Here is a 26692-nt window from a genome sequence, read left to right on the forward strand (position 1 = left end):
TTGGCTGCCCTATCTTCGCACACTTTCTCAAAAAAATTCAAATCATTCGATGCCATACCTCTTCACTTCGGAGTCTGTTTCGGAAGGTCATCCGGATAAAGTAGCGGATCAGATTTCAGACGCCATTCTCGATGAGTTTTTGAAACAGGATCCCAACGCTAAAGTCGCTTGTGAGACATTTGTAACCACCGGACTTGTAGTAGTGGGCGGTGAAGTGAAATCGAAAGCCTATGTGGACATTCAGCGGGCTGCACGAAAGGTGATTCGCGAAATCGGTTATACCAAATCTGAATATATGTTTGATGCCGATTCCTGCGGCATTGTAACAGCCATCCACGAACAATCACCTGACATCAATCAGGGCGTGGAACGGAAGAAAAAGGAAGACCAGGGTGCCGGTGACCAGGGCATGATGTTCGGTTATGCGACGAATGAAACGGATAACTATATGCCGCTGGCGCTTGATCTTGCACACAAACTCCTTGAAGAACTGGCTGTTATCCGCAGAGAAGGTAAGGTGATGAAATACCTTCGGCCTGATGCAAAATCGCAGGTTACCATTGAATACAGTGATGATCACAAACCGTTACGTATTGACGCGATTGTAATTTCAACACAGCACGATGATTTTGATTCTGATAAAGTGATGCAGGAGATGATTGCTGATGACATTCAGAAATATCTCATTCCAAGAGTGAAAAAAAGTTTTCCGGCACGCATCACCAGACTTTTTGGAACAGACATTAAATATTACATCAATCCTACCGGGAAGTTTGTGATTGGTGGTCCTCACGGTGATACCGGTTTAACCGGAAGAAAAATTATCGTTGATACGTATGGTGGCAAAGGCGCTCATGGCGGTGGTGCTTTCTCCGGCAAAGATCCTTCCAAAGTGGATCGCTCGGCTGCGTATGCTGTCCGGCACATTGCTAAAAACCTGGTAGCAGCAGGTGTAGCCAGCCAGGTGTTGGTACAGGTTGCTTATGCAATTGGAGTTGCAAATCCTGTTGGGTTGTATATCACCACTTATGGCACTACCAATATTAAAGATGCTGATGGCAAGTTGATGACTGACGGAAAAATCGCTGAAATCGTACAACAGATTTTTGATATGCGTCCCTATGCGATTGTAACAAGGTTGAAATTACGCAATCCTATATATGGTAAAACGGCGGCTTATGGACACATGGGAAAAACGCCGTATAAGCATAAAGTGAACATCGGGAAGAATGGAAAGGCAAGATTCCGCGAAGTCGAATTCTTTACCTGGGAGAAACTGGATTATGTTGCGAAGATCAGGAAAGCATTTCATTTAAATTAAATTGTTAAATGGCTTAATAGGTAAACAGTCGCGGCGAAGCCGGTATTGTTAACTAAATTCATATTGGCAATAGCAATTTTTCCATTACTTCAATGAGATGAGCAAACAGCACGAATCAAAATCCAATGGTAAACTCGCAATAGAGCTGCCACTCCGTATTCTGATTGCTGAAGACAATGTGATTAATCAAAAATTGCTTTTAAGTATTCTAGCTATACTTGGTTACAGGGCAGATGCCGTAGCAGACGGGATGGATGTGCTGCGAACATTGAATGAGAAAAAAATCGACCTGATATTAATGGATATTCAGATGCCTGAAATGGGTGGAGAAGAAACCACCATGTTGATACGCGAAAGGTTTAAAAACAGTGCACCTAAAATAATTGCGATAACAGCCTATGCCATGGCAGGCGATCGTGAAAAGTATCTGAAAGCCGGAATGGATGGTTATATCGGCAAGCCTTTCAAAATGGATGACCTGGTTGCTGAGATCAAAAGAGTGATGCAGGCAATTTAAATGCAGGATCATTCAAATCCGTGTTTCTTATTCTGCAGAGATGTTTCCAGATTCCACACTATAATTTTTTCTAACGGAGCTTCCCTTACATCACAGTTCTTGTTGATGCAAATGGAACATTGAACCGGCGGAATGCAGGCATCAGTATGGATGAATAGTTCAACCGGATTTTCAAGATCTTTCTTTACCGTCTCATCAACATTGCTGACCTGCTCATGAGCAGCACGTACGTTTATATACCATGGCAGCGTAAGATGGCAATCGATGTGCACCACATTTCCATATTTAATCACACGCATATTATGCAGGTCCACCCACTCATCACGCCTTTCATTGTTCAGTTGCAGAATGATTTTTCTGAGCAGATCATAATCAGCTTCATCCATAATTCCGGCAATGGCTTTTCTTAAAACCTGGTAACCGGTGAAGCAAATGAATATTCCCAGAGCAATGGCAATAATATTGTCGAAGATTTTAAGTCCTGTCAGGTTTATAATGATCAAAGCCACAATAATTCCAAGTGTGGAATAAGCATCAGATTGCAGGTGCGTGCCACTTCCTGATAAGGCAAGTGAACCTGATCTTTTGCCCTGACGGATGCAAAGCACACCAAGTACAAAGTTGACCACAGCAGTAACTAAAATGATGATAATGCCTGTATCCAGATCATGAAGAGGTTGCGGATAGAAGAAACTGTAGATCGATTTTCCGATAATAATACAACCGGCAAACAATACCATCGTGCCTTCAATACTTGCTGAAATGTATTCAATCTTGCCATGTCCGTATGGATGATCAGCGTCACGCGGCTTGGCAGATAAATTTAAACTGTAGAGGCCAATACCGCCTGCTACAACATTTACAATACTTTCCAATGCATCTGTAAGAATAGCATTCGAATGCGTGAGCAGATAGGCCACAAACTTTGCAATGAGCAAGACAATGCCAATGGCCACCACCCATTTTTGAATTTGAATATTCTTGTTGGCCTGCACTGTAAGATCAGAAGTGGGAACCGCGTTATTGATAGTCTAATTTTTGTGCAACATATAAAATTGCTGAAACTACTTTGTATTTGTTCAGCAAAAACTCAACACTGCATGCAAAGTACTCATTGCGAAAAACTATTTTTGCCGACAATTAAACAGACTATGACACATTTTAGTGAGCATGAAATACAGCGCAGGCAGGCATTGGAAGAATTGGTTTCGCTGGGAATTGATCCGTTTCCGGCAGAAGGATTTCCGGTAAACAATTCTTCGGCGAATATTCTTGGCAATTACCTTAACAGCACGGATGCAGCAGCATGGAAAGAAATTTCTATCGCAGGCAGACTTGTGAGCAAACGCATTATGGGAAGTGCATCTTTTGCTGTGCTGCAGGATGCTGCAGGAAAAATTCAATTGTATGTGAGTCGCGACGAACTGTGCGCCGGAGAAGATAAAACACTTTACAATACAGTCTTTAAAAAGCTGCTTGATCTCGGCGATTTTATTGGTGTGACAGGATATGTTTTTGTCACGAAAACAGGAGAGACTTCCATTCATGTGAAATCATTGAAGTTATTGAGTAAGGCATTAAAGCCCCTTCCTGTTGTAAAAGAAAAAGAAGGCCATGTATTTGATGAAGTTACCGATCCTGAATTGCGTTACCGTCAACGTTATGTTGATTTAAATGTGAATCCACGTTCGAAAGAAGTATTTGTACTGCGGTCGAAATTGCTGCAATCGATGCGCAATTTTTTACTGGAGAAAGGATACCTCGAAGTGGAAACTCCTGTGTTGCAACCTATCTACGGCGGTGCCGCCGCGCGACCGTTTACAACGCATCACAACACGCTTGACATGACCTTGTACCTCCGCATTGCCGATGAACTTTACCTTAAGCGACTGATTGTTGGCGGATACGACGGCGTGTTTGAGTTTGCAAAAGACTTCCGCAACGAAGGAATGGACCGCACACACAATCCTGAATTTACGATGATGGAATTGTATGTGGCTTACAAAGATTATTACTGGATGATGGACCTGGTGGAAGAGATGGTAGAAAAAATTGCACTGGCTTTACACGGCACAACAAAAGTTACGGTCGGAAGCAATGAAATTGATTTCAAACGTCCCTGGAAACGCTACACCATGTTTGAAGCGATTCAGCATTTTACTACAATTGATATCAGTGAAATGGAAGAAGATCAATTGCGCGAAACTGCCAGGCAATTGCATGTTCCTATAGATGCTTCCATGGGAAAAGGAAAACTGATTGATCAGATTTTCGGAGAACATTGCGAACCACTTTTGATTCAACCGACTTTCATCACTGATTATCCCGTAGAAATGTCGCCGCTTGCGAAAAAACATCGTACCAAACACGGATTGGTGGAGCGCTTTGAAGCCATTTGCAATGGCAAGGAAATGTGCAATGCATTCAGCGAGCTGAATGATCCGCTCGATCAGCGCAGGCGATTTGAAGAACAGCTTGAATTGGGCAAGCGCGGTGATGAAGAAGCGATGATGCTGGATGAAGATTTTCTTCGGGCCATTGAATATGGAATGCCGCCAACAGCAGGTTTGGGAATCGGTATTGACCGGTTAACCATGATCATGACCAATTCACCCTCTATCCAGGATGTGATCTTTTTTCCACAGATGCGTCCTGAACGTCAGGCATGAAGAAAACAATTTTTAGAAATGTGCATGTCAGCCCTTTCCATTTTTGGCTGCTCTTGTTTTTGTTTCCATTAACAGCAGCAAGTCAGCTAAAAGAAGTGCCTTACGACAGTGACAGTACCTTCTATCGTGTGGATCTTGCGTTAAAAAATCCGCAGCGCTGCCATTATCTTTTTTTAGAGCAGGATACATTGCGTGAATTGCCTGAAAATTTTTCAAAGCTTTCACATCTGAAAGGCATCACTTTCCGGTATTGCCTGAATGTGAACTGGCAACAGGTCTTAAATCGTTTGAGCGCATTACCTGATTTGCAATACATTGAAATCAGTATTTGCAATTTGAAATCATTGCCGGATGAAATTGGTGAGCTGCAGCATATTCAAACACTAAACCTGAAATCCAATTTGCTAACCACATTACCGTCAGCTATCGGTAATTGCAAACGGCTGCAATACCTGAATTTATCATTTAACAGGACGTTGGATTTTACTACGGTAGCTGGACGTCTACAGCTCCTTCCTCAATTGATTGCGCTTGATCTTTCCAATAATCTGCTGACTTCGGTTCCTGCTGATTTAGATGCATTGCAAAATCTGCAGTGGTTGAATCTTGCTGATAACAGGCTGCGCATCTTACCTGAAAATTTAAAAGAACTGAAGTCACTTACAACTCTTGATCTCAGCAATAATCCTTTGTTGAATTATACACTTGAGCTGGATAAGTTGGTATCGCTTACTTCCTTACAGCAATTATCACTTTCATCCAACGAACTAAAGTCGCTGCCTGAATCAATTGGTAATCTAACTTCACTGGAAAGGCTTGATCTAAGTGGCAATCAATTAACGTCGCTTCCGGGATCGATTGAAAAGTTAGTACTGCTGAAGGAGCTCGATTTAGGAATGGACCGTGATGGGCAACGAAGAAACAAGCTAAGGAATTTTCCTTCCGGGTTTGATAAACTGATACAGCTTGAAGTATTGAATTTAAGTGGCGATTCTATTATCGCCATTCCTGTTGCCATCTCAAAATTCATTCATCTGAAAGAATTGAACCTGAGTTGGTGCACACTTTTTGAAATTTCTCCGGCCATTCGCGGACTGGTCAACCTGGAGGTATTGCAATTGGATCACAACCACATCAATAAAATTCCTGATTGGATTGGCGAACTCAAATCGTTGCGGGAATTGCATCTGGATGCTGATTTTTTTGCTTATCCTGTTGATAAGATCAGCATGGTTCCATCATCTATTGGAAACCTGGAACTGCTTGAAGTGTTAAGCATGAGAGATCAGGTGGTTCGGGCCCTTCCTGCTTCCCTCAGTCGCTGTTCGCAGTTGAAAACGATCGATCTGCGAAACAATTTGCTCACTATATTGCCCGACAGTTTTGTATTGCTTCACCAATTGAAAAGTCTTGATCTGAAAGCCAATACCCTCGAAAAATTACCTTCCGGATTCGATCAGCTCAGTGGACTTCGAAATCTCAACATTAGTTTTAATGAATCACTTGATCTGTTTGGAGCGGCAAAACAACTGCAGCACATGAAGCAACTGGAAGTGCTGGATATAAGTTATAATAAGCTGAATGCTCAGATTTATGAAGCATTAAAAAAATCACTGCCATCCACCAAAATAATTGCTAAAGGATTTAATAACCTGGAACCTATCGAAGGGAAATAAACAGACGAGAGAAGTTAATCTTCCTCCAGCATCAGGTCCACAATAATTTTATCGGCAATCAATTTTCCACTGTCCGTCAATATCAACGCATTATTTTCAAGTGAAGCAAATCCCGCTGTTATAAATTCACGACTGCTATCGCGAATCAAATCAGCAGCAGGTGCAGCAAAATCAGTGAGCTTTAATCCCCACATGGTTCTGAGCTGCGTCATGATGCGTTCATTGATTTGTTGGGTTGGAGTGAGTATTTCTTTTTCGAATCCGGTCTTTCCATTGTTTATTGTTTCCATGTATTGATGATTATTCGAAACATTCCATTGTCTTGAAACGCCATTGAATGAATGAGCAGATGGCCCAAGTCCCAAATATTTTTTCCCCTGCCAATACGCAGTATTATGCTTTGAGCAATGAAGATCATCACTTGAAAAATTGGAGATCTCATAATGTTTCCAATCCTGTTCCTTCATTTTTTTCATCAGCACTTCAAACTGCCTGGCCGATTGTTCTTCATTAATGGGTTTGCTTTTTCCTGATAAGATAAAATGTGCAAGTGCTGTTTTGGGTTCCACCGTCAGGCAATAACAGGAGATATGGTTCACGTTTAATTCAAGTGCTTTAGAAATGTTTTGTTCCCACATTTCTTCGTTTGATTCCGGCAGTCCATACATTAAATCTATGGAGATATTGTCGAATCCTGCGTCCTGAGCAGCTTGGACTGAATGAGTGGCCTGCTTCGCATTGTGCGCCCGGTTCATCCATTTCAAATCCGCATCATCAAAAGACTGAATGCCGATACTCAAACGGTTAACAGGCAACTGCGCCAGTTCAGCAATTTTTTCTATGGTCAAATCATCCGGGTTCGCTTCCAGTGTTATTTCCGCGTTCGAATCGATATCGAAACGTTGGTACAGTTTTTCAAAAATGGAATTCAATTCATATTGATTGAGCAGCGAAGGTGTGCCGCCGCCAAGATAAATAGTATGTATAAGTTCATTGCCAAGATAATGTTGCTGAAGTTCCATTTCCTTTACAATAGCTGCAACAGTTGCCGTTTTATATTCCTGCTTCACCGAAAAATGAAAATCGCAGTAATGACAAGCTTGTCTGCAGAATGGAATATGTATGTAAATACCGGCCATAACTATGTTATCTGATTTGCCGGTAATTAAAATGAGCATAATCTAAAGGGAACGGAGAGCGTTTGAATAGTTTTTGAGCAACAGGCAAGAGGATGGTAGAATTGTAGTTATTCATTGATAGTTTTGTGATTTCATTCCCTGAAAAGATTACATGCGCTATGTGCTTTTAGTTATATTTTTATTTGCAGGCACCATCCTGTATGCACAGGGAAATTTCCTGCTTAAGATTATTCCTGTTGATAAAGATAGCGGCTTTTTAACGAAGGATTTTTCCTACAAAAGAAGTTTGAATGATTCAGTGGCATGCAATCAGGAGATGAAAAACTTACTGAACACGTTTTATCAGGAAGGTTATCTGGAAGCTACTTACACTGGCGTGAAAAAAGATTCGAATCAATTTATTGCAACAATTTATACCGGCAAACAATGGAAATGGGCGAAGCTCAGCAATGGAAATGCTGATGATGTGATTCTGGACAGGATTGGCTTTCGTGAAAAATTATACAACGGCCAGCCATTCAGCAGTCAGGAGGTAGCAACCTTGCTGAACAAGCTGCTTACTTATTGCGAAAACAATGGTTATCCGTTTGCCGCTGTACGGTTGGATAGCCTTCGCGGGAGCGGGGAGCAACTAAGTGCAAAAATTTTCATCACAAAAAACAAACTGATAACACTTGACAGCATCCTTGTAAAAGGCGACGTTAAGATTGCAAATAAGTACCTCTCCAATTATCTCGGATTGCGGCTACCGGCTCCTTACCAGGAAGATGTAATTAAAAAAATCACCTCGCGACTTACTGAGCTTCCGTTTCTCAGTGAAGAACGCCCGTCACAGCTTCAGTTCAGTAACAACAGAGCCGCCCTGCTTTTATACCTGAAGAAAAAAAATGCCAGCAGCTTCGATTTCATTCTCGGTGTTTTACCTAATAGCGCGACTAATGGAAAATTGCTGGTTACCGGCGATGGAAGGCTGAACCTTATCAATTCTTTTGGAAGAGGGGAGACAGTTAATCTGCGTTTTAACCAGTTGCCCGGACGGGCAACGCAGGTAGATCTCAAAGGAGCATATCCTTATTTGTTCAACCTGCCGTTTGGCATGGATGCAGAATTTAATCTTTATAAAAAGGATACACTTTACCTTGAAGTAAAAGGACAGGTTGGAGTTCAGTACCTTTTTACCGGTGTAAATAATTTCAGATTCTATTTCAGAAATGTTTCCAATTCGTTATTGTCAGTTGACACAGTATCGATCATTCAGTCAAAAGCACTTCCTCCAAACATCGACTATAATACAAAATTTTATGGCATTGGTTTTTTGTTTGAAAAGCTGGATTACCGGAACAATCCACGAAGCGGAATTGCATTGCTGTTTAATGCGGAAGGAGGAAACAAAACAGTAAAGGAGAATGCGGAGATTTCAACTTTGGAGAATCCTGCTGATCCTGAATTCGATTTTTCTTCATTGTATGATTCCGTGAATGAGAAGAAAACGCAATTCCGGTTGGTGGGAAACTTGAATTATTACGTGCCCATATCAAGGCGTAGTTGTTTTATGACGGCGTATCATGGCGGAGCTATAATTGGTGAGAAAATTTATGCCAATGAGCGATACTATTTAGGAGGTTTTCACTTGCTCCGTGGATTTGATGAGCAATCAATTCTTGCTACGCAATACCATATATTAACGGCTGAGTATCATTATTTCCTCGGCAGAAATTCATTTTTATATCTCTTTTTTGATGGAAGCTATGTTGAAGACCGTTCTTTTGATCCCTTGACGCATGATATGCCATTTGGTTTTGGTGCCGGCTTTAATTTCGAAACCAAAGCTGGTATCTTTGGGCTCAGCTATGCACTCGGTCATCAGCAAAATAACCCGATTGAGTTTCGTGCAGCAAAAATACATTTCGGTTATGTTAATAATTTTTAACTCATGTACATGCTGAATTCGCGATGGCTTGTGACAGCTATATTGACAGTCGGCCAGTTGTTTTTTTTAATGAATAATCTATCTCTTGCGCGGCAAGCGTCAACTATCGCTCAGGCAAACAGTGGTCTGATTAGCATTAACCCGACAGTAAAAGAATATAATGATTCATCAGCCTCCATTTCTCCGGTGATTAATCAGGGAAAGAAAATGCCCGCTATCGTTCATATGGAGACTTTTTATCAGCAATGGGCAGATCAATTTCCCGCAGCACTTGTGCAACACAGCTATGGATCTGCGACTGAACGGCTTCGGGAGATTCCAAGAAAGCAACAAAGGGAAGACTGGAAGTTCTACCTGACTTTTTCATTATTGGTATTACTGGCGTTGATTCGTTTTGGTTATTCCCGGGAGTTTGATGAACTGTCTACAACCTTTAATAACTGGGGGCCGAGCCAGCAGATGTTCCGTGAACTGGGAACGGGTGTATCATTTGGAACAGTGCTTCTTAATTTCTTTTCCGTGTTGGTTATTTCACTGTTTACCTATTTGCTGCTTAACCGCTATACTGGTTTAAATGTTGATCCTCCCTGGATTCTGATGGTGATTGCCACTGCAGCAGTGGCTTTGTTTCTGTTTGCGCGCTATTTGTTACTGAAGGCTGCATCGTTGTTGCTTCCGTTCAGAAAAGAAATCACATTGTATAATTTTTACGAGATACAAATGAACCGTGTGCTGGGTGTTGCACTTTTTCCACTGACTATGCTGGTTACTTTTTCGCCTGCCCCTCTTAATGTTTACGCCTTATACGCCGCAATTTTGGTGCTTGCAGGGTGCATCCTCATGCGTTACATGAAGGGATTCAATATCGGAATCAATTATTTCGGAAGACATTTGTTTCACTTTTTATTGTACATTTGCGCCCTTGAAATTGCACCTGTACTGATCATCATCCGATTGTTACAAAACCTGGGACCGCTCAGGTTTTCTTTCTAGAAAAACCAGATTTAAATGAAAATGATGGTTGAGAAAAATACCCGGCAAGTCAAAATAGCAGCGGATTCCAGCACTTCACCTTCAAAGACTTTTAACGGGAATTCGGCAAAAACTGTCATCAAATCAATTCTTATCACCCAGGCGAAACCTGAGAATGATAAGAATCCTTATTTCGAACTGGCGAAAAAACACAGCATTACTGTTGATTTCAAACCATTCATTCACCTCGAAGGCGTTTCAGCCAAAGAGTTTCGCAAGCAAAAAATAAATCCTGCTGAATTCGCTGCATTAATTTTCACCAGCAGGAGTGCTGTTGACCAGTTTTTTAAGCTCTGTGATGATTTACGTGTAAGAATGTCACCTGATGCAAAATACTATTGCATGACGGAAGCCATTGCACTTTACCTTCAGAAGTATATTCTTTTCAGGAAGAGAAAAGTTTTTTTTGGTGATGGCACCTTTCAGGGATTGACAGAAATTATTGAAAAGCACCGCGATGGCGAGAAATTCCTGATGCCTTGTTCTGATAATCACAAATCAGACACTTCTGATTATCTCCGTAAGAAAAAATATGAGTTTGCCGAGGCGGTAATTTTTAAAACAGTTTCTGTAGAGCTTACAGAGCAGGAAATCAGAAAGTATGATATGGTCGTCTTTTTTACGCCTACCGGTGTGAATGCACTCAAACATAATTTTCCTCACTTCCAGCAGAAATCGATAAAGATTGGTGCATTTGGGCCTTTCACGGCACAGGCAGTTAATGATGCAGGTCTTCGTATTGATGTGCAGGCACCGGCCCCGCAAGCCCCTTCCATGACTATGGCGATTGATAATTATCTGGGCAGTAATAGCTGATTGTTAATTTGTTTTCTTGATTTGATTTGTGGCTGCATCAATTGCTTATTGATAAATACATAAGACTATTTGAGATGTTAATTTCAAAAAGCTGAGGCTCATTTTTTGGTGCCATCACTTTTTCGTTTTGAATAATTTAGCATAAGGGATTCCCATGTTCTGCCTGTAAAATATGGTTTCATTTAATGCAAGCTAAGCTCAGCATGCGCCATTTTTTGACGGTTACATAAAAATGGTTTTAATTTACGGTGACCAGTTGTTATTTATGAAGCTATGTGATTTTAAAATTGTAGTGGTAATGTTCTTGTCTTTTGTTGCCACCGCGGCAAATGCGCAACAGGATCCGCAATTCAGCCAGCATTTTCTAAACCAGGCTGCTTTTAATCCAGCCTACACTGGTATGGATAACGCGCTCAGTGCAACAGCACAATTCAGGAGTCAATGGGTTGGTATCGATGGACATCCGGTTTCACAAAATATTTCGCTTCATTCACCGGTCCAGGTTTTACACGGCGGATTAGGAATCAATCTTTTAAATGAACAGGCCGGAGTGCTTCGAAATACAAGTGTTGCATTAAACTATTCCTATATTATGAAGACAAAAGCTGGTGATTTTTCTATAGGAATAAGCGGAGGTGCTGTGCAGGTTAATTTAGATGGTTCCAGATTAAGGGCACCGGATGGTATTTATGAAAACAATGACATCAATCACAATGATTTTTTATTGCCTATTGTTCCGGTAAGCGGAGTTGCCATGGATTTTTCTGCAGGAATCTTTTACAATGGAAAAAATCTTTCAGCCGGGCTATCAGCCAATCATGTGCTACCCCAAAGTGTAAAATTGAATACCGATGGCAGCAATCTTGAATTCGATTATGAAAGGCAATACTATCTTCAGTTAGGTTACCTTGCCAGGTTTTCCAAATCAGTAAGTATGAGACCTTCTGGAATGTTTAAAAGTGATGGAAATCGATTTCAGGCAGAGGCAGATCTTATTTTTATATACAAGGACTTTCTATGGTTAGGTGGTGGGTATCGGGGATTTAATGATCAGACATCGGATGCTGTTGTAGCGTTAGCCGGCATTAGTATTTCGGAGAGTTTCCGGCTTGGTTATTCCTACGATTATACGGTGTCTGCATTAAATACAGTAAGCAATGGTTCACATGAGATAGTATTGAATTACAGGATCAATCTGATGAAACCAGTGAAACCCGGAAAAGTGATCTACACACCTCGCTTCTGAAAAAATGATTTTTGAACAATACAATAAATAGTTAGAAAAGGCATTATTACCTGTTCAAATTGCCGGATAATCCTGTCGCCTGTTAAATCTTTGTTTAATTGTTTAATTTTTCTACTTTTACAACTTTCGAAAAGTCAACCACTTTTTAAAAAAGTTCCGAGTATGTTGAATAAGCACAGATTCCTTTTGCTGGGCATAGTTGCGCTACTGGCTAGTTGCCAGGGCGGATACAATGGCCAGTTGCTGGGTTCGCTAGACCGTCCGGGATGGAACGTAACAATTCCATACGGCATGGTTTACATAAAATCTGGTACCCTGCACATTGGTCAAAATGATCAGGACATGAATAATTCCATGATACAACGTACGAAGACGGTGTCCGTACAGGGTTTTTTTATGGATGAAACTGAAATTACAAATAATGAGTACCGTCAGTTTGTTGATTGGGTAAAAGATTCAATCGCCCATACAATTTTGGGTGAGGATTATATGATTGAGGACGACAACGGTAATGAAAAGGTAAACTGGGACGCATATATTGATTATACCGATCCTGAATTAGAAGAATCGCTTGATGAGATGTATTTTCCTGAAGAACAAAGAATACTCGGAAAGAAAGAGATTGACCCAAGAAAATTAAACTATGTTTATTATTGGGTTGATTATAAGGAAGCTGCCCGCGATGTCAACCGATTAAATCCCGACTTTGACCGTACTAGTGTTATTAAAGAAGAGGTGGTAAATGTTTTTCCGGATACATTGAGTTGGGTTCATGATTTTGCTTATTCCTACAATGAACCCATGACCAGAAATTACTTCTGGCATCCTTCATTTGACAATTATCCTGTAATAGGAGTTACCTGGAATCAGGCAATGGCATTCAGTAAATGGCGCACGAGGTTATGGAATGATTTCCTTACCTCTCATGGCGAGGCGACAAATGATGAGTTCCGGTTGCCTACGGAGTCTGAATGGGAATATGCTGCACGTGGAGGAAGAGATTTGGCTCCATATCCTTGGGGCGGTCCTTACATGAGAAATAAAAAAGGATGCATACTTGCCAACTTCAAACCTGGGCGTGGAGATTATCCGGATGATGGAGGTATGTATACTGTTAAAGCAGATGCTTACTTCCCTAACGACTACGGGTTATATAATATGGCCGGTAATGTTTCTGAGTGGACATCCAGCGCATTCTACGAAAACAGTTATCACTTTGAACATGACCTGAATCCTGATATCCGTTATGATGTGGATGCCGCTGATCCAATTACGATGAAGCGCAAAGTAATTCGTGGAGGTTCATGGAAAGACATAGCATACTTCTGCCAGGTAGGTACACGTAATTACGAATACCAGGATACTGCCAAATGTTATATTGGTTTCAGGGATGTAATCACCTTCCTCGGAAGATCTATTGATGACAGACCATAACATCAAAAGCAATCATTTTTCTGATTAATCATTTCTATTTCAAAACCACTTAAAATAGATTATTAATGAATAGAATCGTTGTATTCTTTGAGTCCGAGAGGGGCAAAAGGTTAAAAAACCTGATCATTGGAGTTGGTGCTTCCATTGTTTTGCTCGGTGCACTTTTCAAATTGCAGCACTGGGATTATGCAAGTGAATTCCTGATTCTGGGCATGTGTACCGAAGCCTTCATCTTTGCATTGCTTGGTATTCTTCCTCCACACAAGGATTACTACTGGGAAAAAATTTATCCTGAACTCGATTTTGCTCCTGATGAGGACGAATTGAAGATGATTAAAGAAACCAGTAGTCATGGCGGGCTTACCAATCAGCTTGATCAGATGATGACCGAAGCGAAGCTTGAACCTGAGTTGATCAAGCGTTTGGGAGATAACCTCAGACGTCTGGGAGACAACATTTCTCAATTGCACGACTTTACAGATGCTTCAATGGCTACGAATGAATATTCAGCCAGTGCAAAACAAGCTGCCGGGGCATTAGCAGAAATGAAAGTTGCTTATACTAATGCTACTGAAGCTGCCAAGTTGTTGGGTAACGCTACAGCAGAAACCAAAAGCTATCATGAGCAGGTGCAACTGGTTTCTAAAAACCTGGCACAACTCAATGCTATTTACGAGTTGGAATTGCAGGATACAAACAGTCATCTGAAAACCATGAATAAGTTTTATGGTTCGCTCACGCAGGCAATGGATAACCTTTCAGAATCGGTAGAAGATACTAAAAAGTATCGCTCTGAAATGTCAGGTTTGGCCAAGAACCTGTCGCAACTCAATAATGTGTATGGTAACATGCTTACTGCTATGACCATGGGTGCACAAAAATAGTGAAGACTAAAAGATTGATTAAAGTAATTCCGTTTATCATTTTTCAGCAAAATTAAATTAGAGAATGTCCATACCTAAGGAACCACGCCAAATCATGATTAACCTCATGTACCTGGTGTTGACGGCTCTTCTTGCATTGAATGTGTCTGCAGAAATTTTACATGCGTTTCACGTAGTGAATTCAGGCCTTTCTGTTTCTTCGGCTGCAATCACAAGCAAAAACAATCAGACTTTTGCAGCTTTTGATGAGCAGTTTAAGAATGATTCACAGCGCACAGGTCCCTTCCTTGAAAAAGCCAAGAAGGCGAAAACCATGTCAGACCAGGTTTTTAATGATATTGAAGAAATGCAAAAAGAATTAATAACAGAGTCTGGTGGAATCATGGATAAGGAAACGGAAGAGAAAATGGATGTGAAGTCGATGCCTGTTTCTGAACTGATGAAGAAGGGCGAGTTATTTGATGATCGTAACCTTGAGGTATCTACAAATCTTATGATCAATAAGGGTAAAGCGGATGAGTTGAAAATAAAAATAAACAAACTGAGGGCAGACCTTCTTGCTTTGGTAGACAATCCACAAGACAAAAAAATAATCGAAACACAACTTTCAGTAAACGCAGTTGATCCGACGGAGAAGATTGATGGCGTTTTGAAGAACTGGTCGGTCACCAATTTTGAAATGGTTCCTACGATTGCGGCGCTTACGCTTTTGAATAAATACCAGAATGATATCCGCAATTCAGAAGATCTTATCGTAGAATATCTTTTTAAACAGATAAATGCTAAAACAGTTGTAGTTGATAAAATTCTTGCAAAAGTAATCGCTCCAACTAGTTATGTAATGTCCGGACAACAATATAAAGCAGACATTTTTGTGGCAGCCTACAGTTCAACCGTTAATCCTGAAGTTTACCTTGGACCATTGAATTATAGTATCGCTAAAAAGCTACCTGACGGGAATTTTGATGAGCTTACTGAAAACCCGGTTTCGGGAGGTGGAAGAAAATTAGAGGTGGTGAGCGGCATGGGAAAATATGAAACTGTTGCGGGGGGTGAAGGCATACAAAAATATTCGGGTGCAGTGATGGTGCAGGGACCCGACGGTAAACCAAGGTATTATCCTTTTGAATCGGAGTACCAGACAGCAAAAGGATCTGTTGTTGTTTCATCAGAAAACCTGAATATTATTTACGCTGGCATACCCAATCCATTTTCAGTTTCTGTTCCGGGATTTCCTGCTGATAAAGTAAGCGCTTCTGCCACCCAGGGAAGTTTCACAAAATCCGGATCAGGAAAATTTACTGCTGATATGCCGGGATCATTGGTGAATCAGAAAGTGACTGTAAATGTTTCGGTGGCTCTGGAAGCTGGTAGCCGTCAGATAGGTTCGCAGGAATTTGTAATTAAGCGCATACCTGATCCGATTGCAGCAATTAATGGTACGATCACGGAAGGTGACATACCCACTAGTACGCTAAAAGCCGTTCCCGGAATAGGTGCGATTTTAAAGGACTTTTATTTCCAGGGCGTTCGCTTTGATGTCACTTCATTTGAATGTGTTTATATCCCCAAAAGACAGGATGCCAGAATTGAACAGAATTCAGGTGCAAAGTTTAACGCAAAAGTGGCCCAGTTTGTACAAGGATGTAAGCCAGGCGATCAGATCATTTTCAGAAAGATAAGAGCAGTTGGTCCGGACAAAACACCACGTAATCTTAATAGTATTCCGCTTCAGATTAAGTAACGGATTTAATCAGTAAATCAATTGTTATGAAGAAATTCAGCGTCCTTACAATTATTGCGGTAATCATGCTTGCAGGTACTTTTAGTTCCTACGGTCAGGCAGATGAATTAATGCCCAGGGATTTGTTTTATGATAAGGTGGCTCCAATTGAGAAAGAAGTGATACCTTATGATAACATACGTGAAGCTGATGTGCTTTGGCAAAAACGGATCTGGAGAATAATCGATTCAAGAGAAAAAATGAACCTTCCATTTAAATATGAAGGCATTGACTGGAAGGATCTGAAACCATTAGTGTTTGTTCTTCGTGATGCAGCAATTTCAGGGGAAATAACGGTGTACCAGGAAGACAATTTCAAGACGGTGAAATTACCGGATGATGTAGCGAAGATTGGTGCGGGTAATGATACCATTCAGCTTTCTGACCTTGATGGTAACTATGTTAAAGATACAGTGCTGGTACGGGAGTTTGACCCAACTAAGGTCAGCAAGTACAGAATAAAGGAAGATTGGTTTTTTGATGAAGAAACTTCTGCAATGCAGGTGCGCATTATTGCGATAGCACCTTTGTATTATGATGATCAGATTCAACTTGATCTCCCGATGTTTTGGGCATATTATCCAACTGCCCGGAATGTGTTGGTAAAGCAAGAAGTTTTTAATCAGCGCAATGATGCAGTGAGATTAACGTGGGATGATCTTTTTGAAATGAGATTGTTCACGAGTTATATTTATAAGGAGTCGAATGTGTTTGATCGGCGGATACAGGATTATGCAACCGGAACAGACGCACTTCGTGAATCAGATCGAATCAAGCAGGACATATTTGAATTCGAACATGATGTGTGGTCGTATTGATTTGAGCTAAATAATAAATTGAGCCCTGCCATTTGGCCGGGCTTTTTTGTGCGATGTACTTCCATCTATTGTTCTTGAATATTATACAGCTCAATGCTTCATCACGCAGGGTAAAAATTTTGCATTGCGGTTTGTGTAAAACTAATTTGATAATCCAGGAAGATGGTAATACCTTTTATCAGAAACTCAGACCTTATTGTATTTTTTTCTATATGCCAAAGGTGACATGCCTGTAATTTTTCTGAAGACTTCCCGAAATGCCTTTACATCTGTATATCCAACATCATACATCACCTCGTTGATTGTTTTACGGCTGTTTTCAAATGCATTTTTTGAAGCTTCAATTTTTGCACGTTGTGCATACACTAATGGTGTATTGCCTGTTGCCTTTATAAACCGTCTGTCAAAATTTCGTCTGCCAACCGCAAAAGTGGAAGCTATGTGCGTAATTGAAATTTTTTCGTCCAGCTTACTTTCAATATAGGACTGCGCTTTTTTAATTAATTCGTCCCCATGCTTTTTTTGACCTGCAAAAATGGTGAAGGTTGACTGACTGTTTCTGTCTATTTCAATTTGAAATATTTTGGAGCAGAAAATGGCTGTTTTCCTGTCGTAATATTTCTCAACGAGATAAATTATCAGGTTAAGAAATGAATAAGCACCTCCATTTGTATAAATTCCATTTTCATCAGTTATTAATTTATCTGCCTGTAAATTTATTTTCGGAAACATTGTTCTGAAATTATCTGCTGCAGCCCAGTGTGTGGAACAGCTTTTCCATCTAATAAGCCTGATGATGCAAGCAAAAAAGCACCGGTACAGATAGTTGCCACTTCGGCACCCTGCTTATATTGTTCTTCAATCCATTCAATCAATAACTTGTTATGCTTCACAGCCTTGGTATAATCATGATTCAAAGAAGGAATAATAATGAGATTGGTTTCAGCTATTGCTGAAATGTTTTTATGCGGCTTCACTGAAAATAAACCATCATGATATTTTACCGTTCTTGAAACACCCGCCAGTTCTATTTTATAAAAATCTCTTTTCCCGCTGCTTTTGCAATACTCATTTGCCCGGGTGAATATTTTGTAAGCGCCGACGATACTGCTGAGATTATTTTCCTTTCCGTCAGGGACAACGATGGTTACATGTTTCATTGATTTTTTGTGCAAATATAGGATTAAGCCTTGTCCAAATTGGCCCACTACAGTTACTATTTAGTAACTAAACCTTCGAACAACTAAGGATTACATTATTTTCTTATTTACGATTTTATGAAGGATAAAACTTAAAAGAAACACTCCATTGTCTTGCTCAAAACATCATCATTTAATTTTCTGAAAATTTCTCTGAAAAATTTGCGTAGTTAAATAGCTACATGTATATTTGTAGTCAAATAGCTACGCAATGAATTTAAGAAGAGACGTATTTCAGGCCATTGCCGACCCTACCAGAAGGGCCATACTTCTTTTGCTTGCTTCGCAATCCATGACGGCGGGAGCAATAGCCAGCAACTTTGACACTGCAAGACCAACTGTTTCAAAACACCTTCAAATACTCACAGAATGCGAGTTGCTTAAGCAAGAGCAAAGCGGCAGGGAAATATCCTATCACGTTAATGCAAAAAAAATGAAAGAAGTAGCTGACTTTATTGAAGCATTCCGCAAACTGTGGGATGACCGGTTTAACAAGTTAGAATCCATCATGAAAAAATATAAAACAAAATAATAGAACCGTGGAACGTAAAACAAAAATCAATGCTGAAGACGGTAAGCAGGAATTAGTGATAACGAGGGAATTTGATTTGCCTTTGGAATTACTTTTCAGAGCATATGCAGAGCCCGACCTTGTTGAACAATGGATGGGAACGAAAGTGCTGAAGCTTGAAAATAAAAAGCACGGCAGTTATCAATTTGAAACAACCGATCCCAAAGGGAATAAACACGGTTTCAATGGCGTCATTCATGAGTTTACCTTAAACAGGAAAATTATAAGGACATTTGAAATGGAGCATACACCTTTTGAGGTCCAGCTTGAGTTCCTTGAATTTGAACAACTTACTGATGACACCAGCAAACTCACTATGCAAGTAATTTATAAATCAGCAAAGCTCAGAGACCAGTTGCTGCAGCTACCTTTTGCCCAAGGCATTAACATGGCGCATAACCGGATACAAGAAATAGCAAGCAGACTAAAATGACAAACCATGACCAAGAGAAATAAAATTATCTACTGGATTGCCACGATCTGGCTCGCAGCAGGAATGATAGCAACAGGAGTGCAGCAACTTTTGAGAATGCAGATAGAAGGAGCGCAGGCACCTCCTGGTGTGTATGGCATCACACTGTTAGGCTATCCTGTTTATTTTTTAACCATCATCGGAGTCTGGAAAATCCTTGGTGTTGCAGCATTACTTATTCCTAAATTTCCGTTGCTGAAGGAATGGGCTTATGCGGGTTTTTTCTTTCTGCTGACAGGAGCATTATTTTCGCATATCGCGGTAGGACATTCCGCTAGTGAATTATTTCCTGCGTCACTGTTGCTGGTTTTAACAATGGCGTCATGGTACTTCAGAGCTGCTGATAAAATCCTGATAAAGATCGGGACAGTTAATTCATAAATAATGATTACACATGAATCCTAAAGTTGATTGGTACTTTAATAAAGCTCAGCGATGGCAAATGGAAATCGGGAAATTGAGAACGATTATCCTGGATTGCGACCTCATCGAGGAATTGAAGTGGGGCTGTCCTTGTTACTCGTTTGAGAAAAAAAATATAGTGCTCATACATGTGTTTAAAGACTATTGTGCTTTGTTGTTTTTCAAAGGTGCTTTGCTGAAGGATGCTAAAGGTATCCTGATTCAGCAAACAGAGAATGTGCAGGCGGCACGACAAATCCGGTTCACGTCTCTCAAGGAAATAGTGAAGAATGAAAAGACGCTCAAATCATATATCTACGAAGCGGTTAAAGTGGAGGAAGCCGGAATAAAGGTGCCTTTAAAAAAGACTGCAGAGTTTAAAATGCCGGAAGAGTTTCAAAATAAATTAGCTAAAACACCTGCATTAAAAACTGCCTTTTATAAACTGACACCTGGAAGACAAAGAGGATACCTGCTTTATTTTTCCTCAGCCAAACAAGCTAAAACCCGTGAGACCAGGATTGAAAAATATATGGAACAGATTCTTGAAGGAAGGGGATTGGAGGATGAATAATTTCAACTACGCTTTTCTAAAAAGAGATAGAAACATTATGAATAATAATAACAGCACAAAAAAAAAGTTGTCACGGGAACAAAGTGAAGAACTCCTCCATGTATTGAAAGCCCGTTTTGAGAAAAACAGGAACCGCCATGAAAGCCTCGACTGGGCCACGATACAAACAAAGCTGGAAGCCAATCCTGAAAAACTGTTGTCGCTTTATGAAATGGAAAGAACAGGTGGTGAGCCTGATGTGGTAGGTAATGATAAGAAGAATGGAGAATACATTTTTTATGATTGTTCTCCTGAAAGTCCTAAGGGACGCAGAAGTGTTTGCTACGACCATGAAGCACTTGAAGCAAGAAAAGAACATAAACCGGAAGACAGCGCTGTGAATATGGCCGCTGACATGGGCATTAAAATTTTAACAGAAGCGCAATATCGCGATCTTCAACAGCTCGGAAATTTCGATACAAAAACATCGAGCTGGATTGAAACACCTGCTGCTATCAGAAAACTTGGTGGCGCGCTTTTTTGTGATCGCCGTTACAACACTGTTTTTGTTTATCACAACGGTGCTGAATCTTACTATGCTGCCAGGGGTTTTCGTGGTTCACTGAGCGTTTAAATTTTCTCTCAATATTTGAAAATGTTTTGGAGTTTCCTGGAATAAGCAATCAACGAACAAGCGTGTGCTTAGCGTACCGATCATAGTTTTCAATCAATTGTCCAGCACTTACACAACACTTTTATAGTTATAGATATAAAAACTGAAGGGTTGAATGGCATTGTTAAACCAATAGCATATACAGTATCATCCCCGACAAACGCCTCCCCAAAATTAATATTGACAACCTTCTACGCGCGAAATGTAATTTAGCGATCGAATTCAGCTTTGGGTAATCTTCCTCATTTCATTTGCTTTAGCTTCACTTCCTCTTCTTCAGTTTCCAGCCGTTCTTTCCTGATATCTACCCTGAGCAGTCCGAAAAGACTCATATAAGCATTCGCAATCCACACGAGTGCAAAGCCGGAAATGAGATAACCACGCCAGTCGTTGAAGAGCAAATGATAACGGGTGATAATCAGCATTGCTGCAGTTACATAGTGACTGAAACAATATTCACACGTGAAGAGATAGAAGAATTTCCGCTGGAGTAATGTTTTGCTTTCCTTGCTTTTGTGGATGCAGAACTGACGAGGTTCAAAAAATACTTCTTCATGCGTTACCGTCCATGCTATACAAGCGACGGGAAGGGCAAGAATGAAGAGCCAGATAATCTGTTCAGTGAGTGTCATGCAGCAAAAATGAGAATTATCTGTTATAAAAGTAACCCTGCGATGCGTTTGCTTGCTGCTGGCAGTATGACACAACTTTTGTTACATTTGATTGGATTCGCAATAAACACCTATTAAAACTCTGTTTATGAAAAAGATGCTACTTGTACTATTTCTGCTCTTCACATCACAACTCCGTGCGCAGCTTTCATTTGTTACTTCCTATGGCGGTTCTATTTCCGATCCGCCAAACATCGAAAGTTTTCCGATTATTGTTTCAGGATTGCCGGACGTGTTGGATACTACATATGGTTTGGTGAAGGCATGTTTCAACATCGTACATACATATGACAGTGATCTTGATATCCGGCTTCAGTCGCCCGACGGAACGATCATAGAGCTTTCAAACAATAATGGCGGCTCGGGCGATAATTACACCGGATCATGTGTTGCGGAGAACGCAGCAGGTGGAGAAATTTCTTCAGGGATTCCTCCATTCTCCGGAAATTATTTTCCTGATCAGTCGATGAATATCTTGAACAACGGACAAAATCCAAATGGCACGTGGTACCTTATTGTTGTTGATGAAGTGCCGATGGATACAGGACACCTGTTAAATTGTACTATCACCTTTGATACTGATCCGCCACCAACACATATCGGTGGTCCCTGCTCCACCACGAATGCTTTTGGTTGCAATTGTGCTGATGGAAGTGCTGATTGTGATTTGTTGCCTGACATGATCAACTCTGGTCAATACCTCGTTTCTAACTGGTCAGAGTTTCCGGGACATATTACTGAAGGTGTTAACACCCCCAATATCGGTTACGGTCCGATGGAAGTACATGGAACCGGTTTCTGTTATTGTGATACAACACTTGTGGATTGCGGATCAATCTGTCCTGACGGGGAAGGTCCGAAGCAGTTAGTGAACCAAACTATTTATCATAAAAGCAATGAGTTGATGACTAAATATACGGTGCCGGCCGGCACGATGACCTATCATCCTGATCATGGTCACATTCATATTGACAACTGGACATATAATACACTTCGTGTTCGTGGGCCAGGTGAAGATCCATCCAACTGGCCGGTAATTGGAGAAGGTAGCAAGACCAGTTTTTGTCTGATCAATCTCGGCACCTGCACAGCAGTAAATGGCTATTGTGTTGATGACAATGGTAATATAGTTGATCAGGCCCTCATGCCCAATGGAGGATTAGGAATTGTGTCCGGTTGTGGTCAGGATCAGGGGATTTTTGTAGGTAAATACGATGTGTATTCGCAGGGACTGGAGGGCCAGGAAATTGATTTTGGCAGCATTTGCAACGGTCAGTATTACATTGTTTCCATCACCAACCCTAATCATGTAATCTATGAAATGAATTATGACAACAACTGGTCAATAACTCCTGTCACACTTTATAATCAATCAGGAAATTGTTGCAAAGCAAATTTCTACGCAGATACCACGTATGGCATTGCACCTTTTGAAGTACAATTCGCTGATAGCAGCATTCCTATTGCAAGTTCGTGGGTATGGGAATTCGGTGATGGAGATACTTCACATCTTCAGTTTCCTCAACACGTATATACACAAGGTGGTACGTTTACGGTTAAACTCACCACTCAAAACAGTACGTTGTGCAGTGATGTCATTTCGCGACTTGATTACATCACCGTTGATTTCGGAACTGCTACCAGACAAATAACTGATCCTGGATTCAGTATGCTTGCCTACCCCAATCCATTCAATAATTTAACAACCATTAAATATCACCTTGATGCTCCTGCCAATTTGAATCTGACGGTAGTGGATGTGGTTGGAAATGTTGTAAAAAAATTTACCGCTGATTATATGCATTCAGGTGATCACGAAATTAGTTTTGATGCAAAAAAAGAAGGACTTCCCAATGGATTTTATTTTGTGCGTGCAATGGTGGATGAGAAACTATTCTTTGTGAAGATGGTGAAGGTGGATTGAGGACAATGCTGTTTAACTAAAGTTGATTTGCTATGAGTGTCCACATCACAGTTTTTCTGATTCGATTTCAAAAGTATTCTACGATAACGGTCGCCTCTTGACTCCTCCAGCGAAATGTCATTTATTTCAGAACGATTTATTTCGAATATCGAACATCGGTTAACGATCTCTTATTTCGGTAAAAAATGCAGCGGCAACTTTTTATACAAGTGGCTGTTAAAGATTTTTAGGTTTGAACCGTTAAGAAAAACCTGACCATTGAAAAACTTATTTCCTTCATTAAATTACATTAGCCTCAAGGGTGTTCTTTCTCCTATGCCTTTCCCGATGAAAAAACCAATAACCACAATTATCAAGCGGTTAATCTATTGCACCCGATTTTAATCAGGTGAAAATCAATTCATACATTCCCAATTTATCCGATTAATTCTTATCATGAGCTAAATTTTATACTATATGAGCGCTCCACCCAAACTATTGTTCAGCACACAAAGCTATCGTTACCTCCGCGAAAAAATTTTAAGTGGGGGTCATTTTGAACCGGGAGAAACAGTTTATAAGAAATTTCCCGATGGAGAAATTTACCAACGCATTCTTTCCAATGTAGAAGGACGTGAAGCCATCATAATCGGCGGCACCATTTCAGATGAAGACACACTTGAATTATTCGATCTTGCCTGTTCCCTGGAAAACTACGGCGCTGTTTCCCTCACCCTTGTAATTCCGTTTTTCGGTTATTCTACCATGGAACGTGCCGTTAAAAACGGAGAAGTGGTGAAAGCAAAAACACGCGCCATTCTTTTTTCATCTATTCCTGAAACATCGTTGGGCAACCGCGTAATTCTGATGGATCTTCATTCTGAAGGACTGCCACACTATTTTGAAGGTGCCCTTCGTGCAGTGCACGTTTATTGCAAACCCATTATCATGGAAGCGGCGGAAGAGCTGGGTGGACACAATTTTGTACTTGCCAGCACAGATGCAGGACGTGCGAAATGGGTTGAATCGCTCGCGAATGATTTAGGCGTGAATGCCGCATTCGTTTTTAAAAGAAGAGTGAGCGGTGATGAAACGCACATCACTTCCATCAGCGCGGAAGTGCTCGGAAAAAACGTAGTGATCTACGACGATATGATCCGCACAGGCGGTTCATTGATTGATGCAGCGCATGCTTACCGCCAGGCAGGCGCGAAGGAAATTTCAGTTATCACTACGCATGGCTTATTTGTGAATGATGCGTTGAAACGTATTCAGAACAGTGGCATTATCAAAAAAATAATCTGTACTGATACACATCCCAATGCCTTGATGTTGCAAAATGATTTTCTCCGGATTAAGACAGTGGCAGGGTTGCTGATGGAACGGTTGTGAGGGTGAAGGGATTAATTGTTTAAGTGTTTAATTGTTTAAGTGTTTAAGTGTTTAATTGTTTAATTGTTGCGGCGAAGCCGGAGAATAGCACAACCTATTATCCGGCTTCGCCGCAACCATTCAACCATTCAACCATTCAACCATTCAACCATTCAACCATTCAACCATTCAACCATTCAACCATTCAACCATTCAACCATTCAACCATTCAACCATTCTATCATTTACCAACTTAAGAATAACCTGTTATAAAAGTAATCCCGGCACCACCTGTTCTGCCACGAATAGCTTTTCTTTGCGACTGCAAAACGAGAAAAGTTACCATGCAAGAAGATTCTCATTCCAATGACTTTAACAATCAGCAATTGCTTGACATCGCGCAGCAATTCGGAACACCATTGTATGTATACAATGGAGAAAAAATAATTTCGCAATTGGAAAAATTGAAATCCGCCTTTTCAGGAACAACAGTAAAAATAAAATATGCCTGCAAAGCACTCAACAATATCAACGTTCTCCGGATCTTAAAGCAAGCAGGCGCAGGTATTGATGCAGTTTCCATTTTCGAAGTGCAGTTGGCTTTGCACGCAGGCTTTGCTCCTGAGGAAATACTCTTCACTCCTAACGGTGTTTCTTTCGAAGAAATAAAAGCCGGCATAGCAGCGGGTGTGCAAATCAATATTGATAACATTTCTATGTTAGAACGTTTTGGTCATGAGTACAGCAACACCGTTCCCTGTTGTATCCGTCTTAATCCACATATAGTTGCGGGTGGAAATCTTCATATTCAAACCGGACACATCGATTCTAAATTCGGCATTTCAATTCACCAGCTCCGGCATGTATTGCGGATTGTGGAGTCGGAAAAAATAAATGTCAACGGGCTCCACATGCACACTGGTTCTGATATCCTGGATGCTGGCGTATTCATTCGTGGTGCAGAATTATTGTTTGAAGCAGCTGCGGATTTTCCCGACCTTCAATTCATTGACTTCGGCAGTGGATTTAAAGTGGCATATAAAGAAGATGACATCACAACGAATGTCGAAGAACTCGGTAAAGCACTGACTGAACGCTTCGTTGAATTTTGTAATCGTTACGGAAGAAATCTGCAACTATGGTTTGAACCCGGCAAATTCCTGGTGAGTGAAGCAGGCGTACTACTCGTGAAAGTGAATGTGGTGAAACAAACGACTGCTACTGTTTTCGCCGGCGTCGATTCCGGACAGAATCATTTGATCCGGCCGATGTTTTATGATGCCTACCATCACATTCAAAATATATCCAACCCCGGCGGCACGCCGAGAATTTATACTGTAGTCGGCTACATCTGTGAAACCGACACTTTCGGATGGGACCGCAAATTGCCTGAAGTGCGCGAAGGAGATGTGCTCGCGATAAAAAATGCAGGCGCTTATGGATATTCAATGAGCAACAACTATAATGCACGTCCGAGACCTGCTGAAGTGCTTTTATACAAAGGAAAAATACAACTTATCAGGAAAGCTGAAACGCTGGAAGATATCATGCGCAATATGGTAGAAGTAGCATTGTAATTTCTATACTAAGGAAGTCGATACATAAAAAAGAA

General features: G+C 40.8%; 24 protein-coding genes and 1 pseudogene. 21 read left to right on the top strand and 4 right to left on the bottom strand.

Features of this window, described 5'->3' with window-relative positions:
• Positions 1-49 precede the first annotated feature (49 nt).
• Both IPO83_04175 and IPO83_04180 read left to right on the top strand, forming a co-directional pair.
• Positions 50-1321, top strand: coding sequence for a methionine adenosyltransferase (locus IPO83_04175; protein ID MBK9730477.1), 1272 nt, complete (start codon positions 50-52; stop codon positions 1319-1321).
• Between the two features lie 97 nt (positions 1322-1418).
• A complete protein-coding gene (locus tag IPO83_04180; protein MBK9730478.1) occupies positions 1419-1838 on the top strand; it encodes a response regulator in 420 nt (139 codons plus the stop codon).
• Positions 1839-1846: 8 nt separating this feature from the next.
• Here IPO83_04180 and IPO83_04185 read toward each other — a convergent pair whose 3' ends face one another.
• Positions 1847-2866: a cation transporter gene (locus IPO83_04185; protein MBK9730479.1), complete on the bottom strand. Its 1020-nt coding sequence runs from the start codon at positions 2864-2866 to the stop codon at positions 1847-1849.
• A gap of 123 nt (positions 2867-2989) precedes the next feature.
• Between IPO83_04185 and lysS the strand changes: the two genes are divergently transcribed.
• Positions 2990-4507, top strand: coding sequence for a lysine--tRNA ligase (lysS, locus tag IPO83_04190; GenBank protein MBK9730480.1), 1518 nt, complete (start codon positions 2990-2992; stop codon positions 4505-4507).
• Entirely contained in the window at positions 4504-6183 is a 1680-nt protein-coding gene (locus tag IPO83_04195) for a leucine-rich repeat domain-containing protein (GenBank protein ID MBK9730481.1), read from the top strand. The genes lysS and IPO83_04195 overlap by 4 nt, the downstream gene beginning before the upstream one ends.
• 14 nt (positions 6184-6197) lie before the next feature.
• On the opposite strand, the gene hemW is transcribed toward IPO83_04195, so the two are convergent.
• The gene (gene hemW, locus IPO83_04200) at positions 6198-7322 is read right to left on the bottom strand and encodes a radical SAM family heme chaperone HemW (protein ID MBK9730482.1); all 1125 of its coding nucleotides are present in this window, start codon (positions 7320-7322) and stop codon (positions 6198-6200) included.
• A gap of 151 nt (positions 7323-7473) precedes the next feature.
• On the opposite strand from hemW, the gene IPO83_04205 reads away from it, so the two are divergent.
• The 8 genes from IPO83_04205 to gldN all read left to right on the top strand — a co-directional run bounded on the left by IPO83_04205 (position 7474) and on the right by gldN (position 17265).
• Entirely contained in the window at positions 7474-9252 is a 1779-nt protein-coding gene (locus IPO83_04205; protein ID MBK9730483.1) for a BamA/TamA family outer membrane protein, read from the top strand.
• A 9-nt stretch (positions 9253-9261) separates the two neighbouring features.
• Positions 9262-10245 (top strand): DUF4271 domain-containing protein, encoded by a 984-nt coding sequence (locus IPO83_04210; protein MBK9730484.1) that lies wholly within the window; start codon positions 9262-9264, stop codon positions 10243-10245.
• Positions 10246-10269: 24 nt separating this feature from the next.
• Entirely contained in the window at positions 10270-11100 is an 831-nt protein-coding gene (locus IPO83_04215) for a uroporphyrinogen-III synthase (GenBank protein MBK9730485.1), read from the top strand.
• A gap of 232 nt (positions 11101-11332) precedes the next feature.
• Positions 11333-12346 carry a type IX secretion system membrane protein PorP/SprF gene (locus tag IPO83_04220; GenBank protein ID MBK9730486.1) on the top strand — a complete coding sequence of 338 codons (1014 nt, stop codon included), beginning with the start codon at positions 11333-11335 and terminating at the stop codon, positions 12344-12346.
• Between the two features lie 162 nt (positions 12347-12508).
• Positions 12509-13780 carry an SUMF1/EgtB/PvdO family nonheme iron enzyme gene (locus IPO83_04225; protein MBK9730487.1) on the top strand — a complete coding sequence of 424 codons (1272 nt, stop codon included), beginning with the start codon at positions 12509-12511 and terminating at the stop codon, positions 13778-13780.
• 65 nt (positions 13781-13845) lie between these two features.
• On the top strand, positions 13846-14664 hold the full coding sequence (gldL, locus tag IPO83_04230; protein ID MBK9730488.1) for a gliding motility protein GldL: 819 nt from the start codon (positions 13846-13848) through the stop codon (positions 14662-14664).
• Between the two features lie 94 nt (positions 14665-14758).
• Positions 14759-16408, top strand: coding sequence for a hypothetical protein (locus IPO83_04235; GenBank protein ID MBK9730489.1), 1650 nt, complete (start codon positions 14759-14761; stop codon positions 16406-16408).
• A gap of 26 nt (positions 16409-16434) precedes the next feature.
• Positions 16435-17265: a gliding motility protein GldN gene (gldN, locus tag IPO83_04240; protein MBK9730490.1), complete on the top strand. Its 831-nt coding sequence runs from the start codon at positions 16435-16437 to the stop codon at positions 17263-17265.
• A 186-nt stretch (positions 17266-17451) separates the two neighbouring features.
• Here the strand turns inward: gldN and IPO83_04245 are convergent.
• Positions 17452-18425, bottom strand: a pseudogene (locus IPO83_04245) (helix-turn-helix domain-containing protein).
• Between the two features lie 250 nt (positions 18426-18675).
• On the opposite strand from IPO83_04245, the gene IPO83_04250 reads away from it, so the two are divergent.
• The 5 genes from IPO83_04250 to IPO83_04270 are packed head-to-tail and all read left to right on the top strand — an operon-like array spanning position 18676 to position 21096.
• Positions 18676-18996: a winged helix-turn-helix transcriptional regulator gene (locus tag IPO83_04250; GenBank protein MBK9730491.1), complete on the top strand. Its 321-nt coding sequence runs from the start codon at positions 18676-18678 to the stop codon at positions 18994-18996.
• A 7-nt stretch (positions 18997-19003) separates the two neighbouring features.
• Positions 19004-19468 (top strand): SRPBCC domain-containing protein, encoded by a 465-nt coding sequence (locus IPO83_04255; GenBank protein MBK9730492.1) that lies wholly within the window; start codon positions 19004-19006, stop codon positions 19466-19468.
• 6 nt (positions 19469-19474) lie between these two features.
• Positions 19475-19888, top strand: coding sequence for a DoxX family protein (locus IPO83_04260; GenBank protein ID MBK9730493.1), 414 nt, complete (start codon positions 19475-19477; stop codon positions 19886-19888).
• A gap of 13 nt (positions 19889-19901) precedes the next feature.
• On the top strand, positions 19902-20483 hold the full coding sequence (locus IPO83_04265) for a YdeI/OmpD-associated family protein (protein ID MBK9730494.1): 582 nt from the start codon (positions 19902-19904) through the stop codon (positions 20481-20483).
• A 37-nt stretch (positions 20484-20520) separates the two neighbouring features.
• Positions 20521-21096 carry a DUF4256 domain-containing protein gene (locus tag IPO83_04270; GenBank protein MBK9730495.1) on the top strand — a complete coding sequence of 192 codons (576 nt, stop codon included), beginning with the start codon at positions 20521-20523 and terminating at the stop codon, positions 21094-21096.
• A 281-nt stretch (positions 21097-21377) separates the two neighbouring features.
• Here the strand turns inward: IPO83_04270 and IPO83_04275 are convergent, their stop codons facing one another.
• A complete protein-coding gene (locus IPO83_04275; protein ID MBK9730496.1) occupies positions 21378-21767 on the bottom strand; it encodes a hypothetical protein in 390 nt (129 codons plus the stop codon).
• A gap of 127 nt (positions 21768-21894) precedes the next feature.
• Here IPO83_04275 and IPO83_04280 point away from each other — a divergent pair, with 127 nt between their 5' ends.
• From IPO83_04280 to lysA, 4 genes are all read left to right on the top strand, one after another.
• A complete protein-coding gene (locus IPO83_04280; protein ID MBK9730497.1) occupies positions 21895-23730 on the top strand; it encodes a proprotein convertase P-domain-containing protein in 1836 nt (611 codons plus the stop codon).
• 456 nt (positions 23731-24186) lie between these two features.
• The gene (locus tag IPO83_04285) at positions 24187-25101 is read left to right on the top strand and encodes a ribose-phosphate pyrophosphokinase (protein ID MBK9730498.1); all 915 of its coding nucleotides are present in this window, start codon (positions 24187-24189) and stop codon (positions 25099-25101) included.
• A 47-nt stretch (positions 25102-25148) separates the two neighbouring features.
• Complete coding sequence (locus tag IPO83_04290) at positions 25149-25337, top strand: hypothetical protein (GenBank protein ID MBK9730499.1); 189 nt, start codon at positions 25149-25151, stop codon at positions 25335-25337.
• Positions 25338-25424: 87 nt separating this feature from the next.
• Entirely contained in the window at positions 25425-26657 is a 1233-nt protein-coding gene (gene lysA, locus IPO83_04295; protein ID MBK9730500.1) for a diaminopimelate decarboxylase, read from the top strand.
• The last annotated feature ends 35 nt before the right edge of the window (positions 26658-26692 follow it).

It is taken from the genome of Chitinophagaceae bacterium (assembly GCA_016717285.1).
GTDB lineage: Bacteria > Bacteroidota > Bacteroidia > Chitinophagales > UBA10324 > JACCZZ01.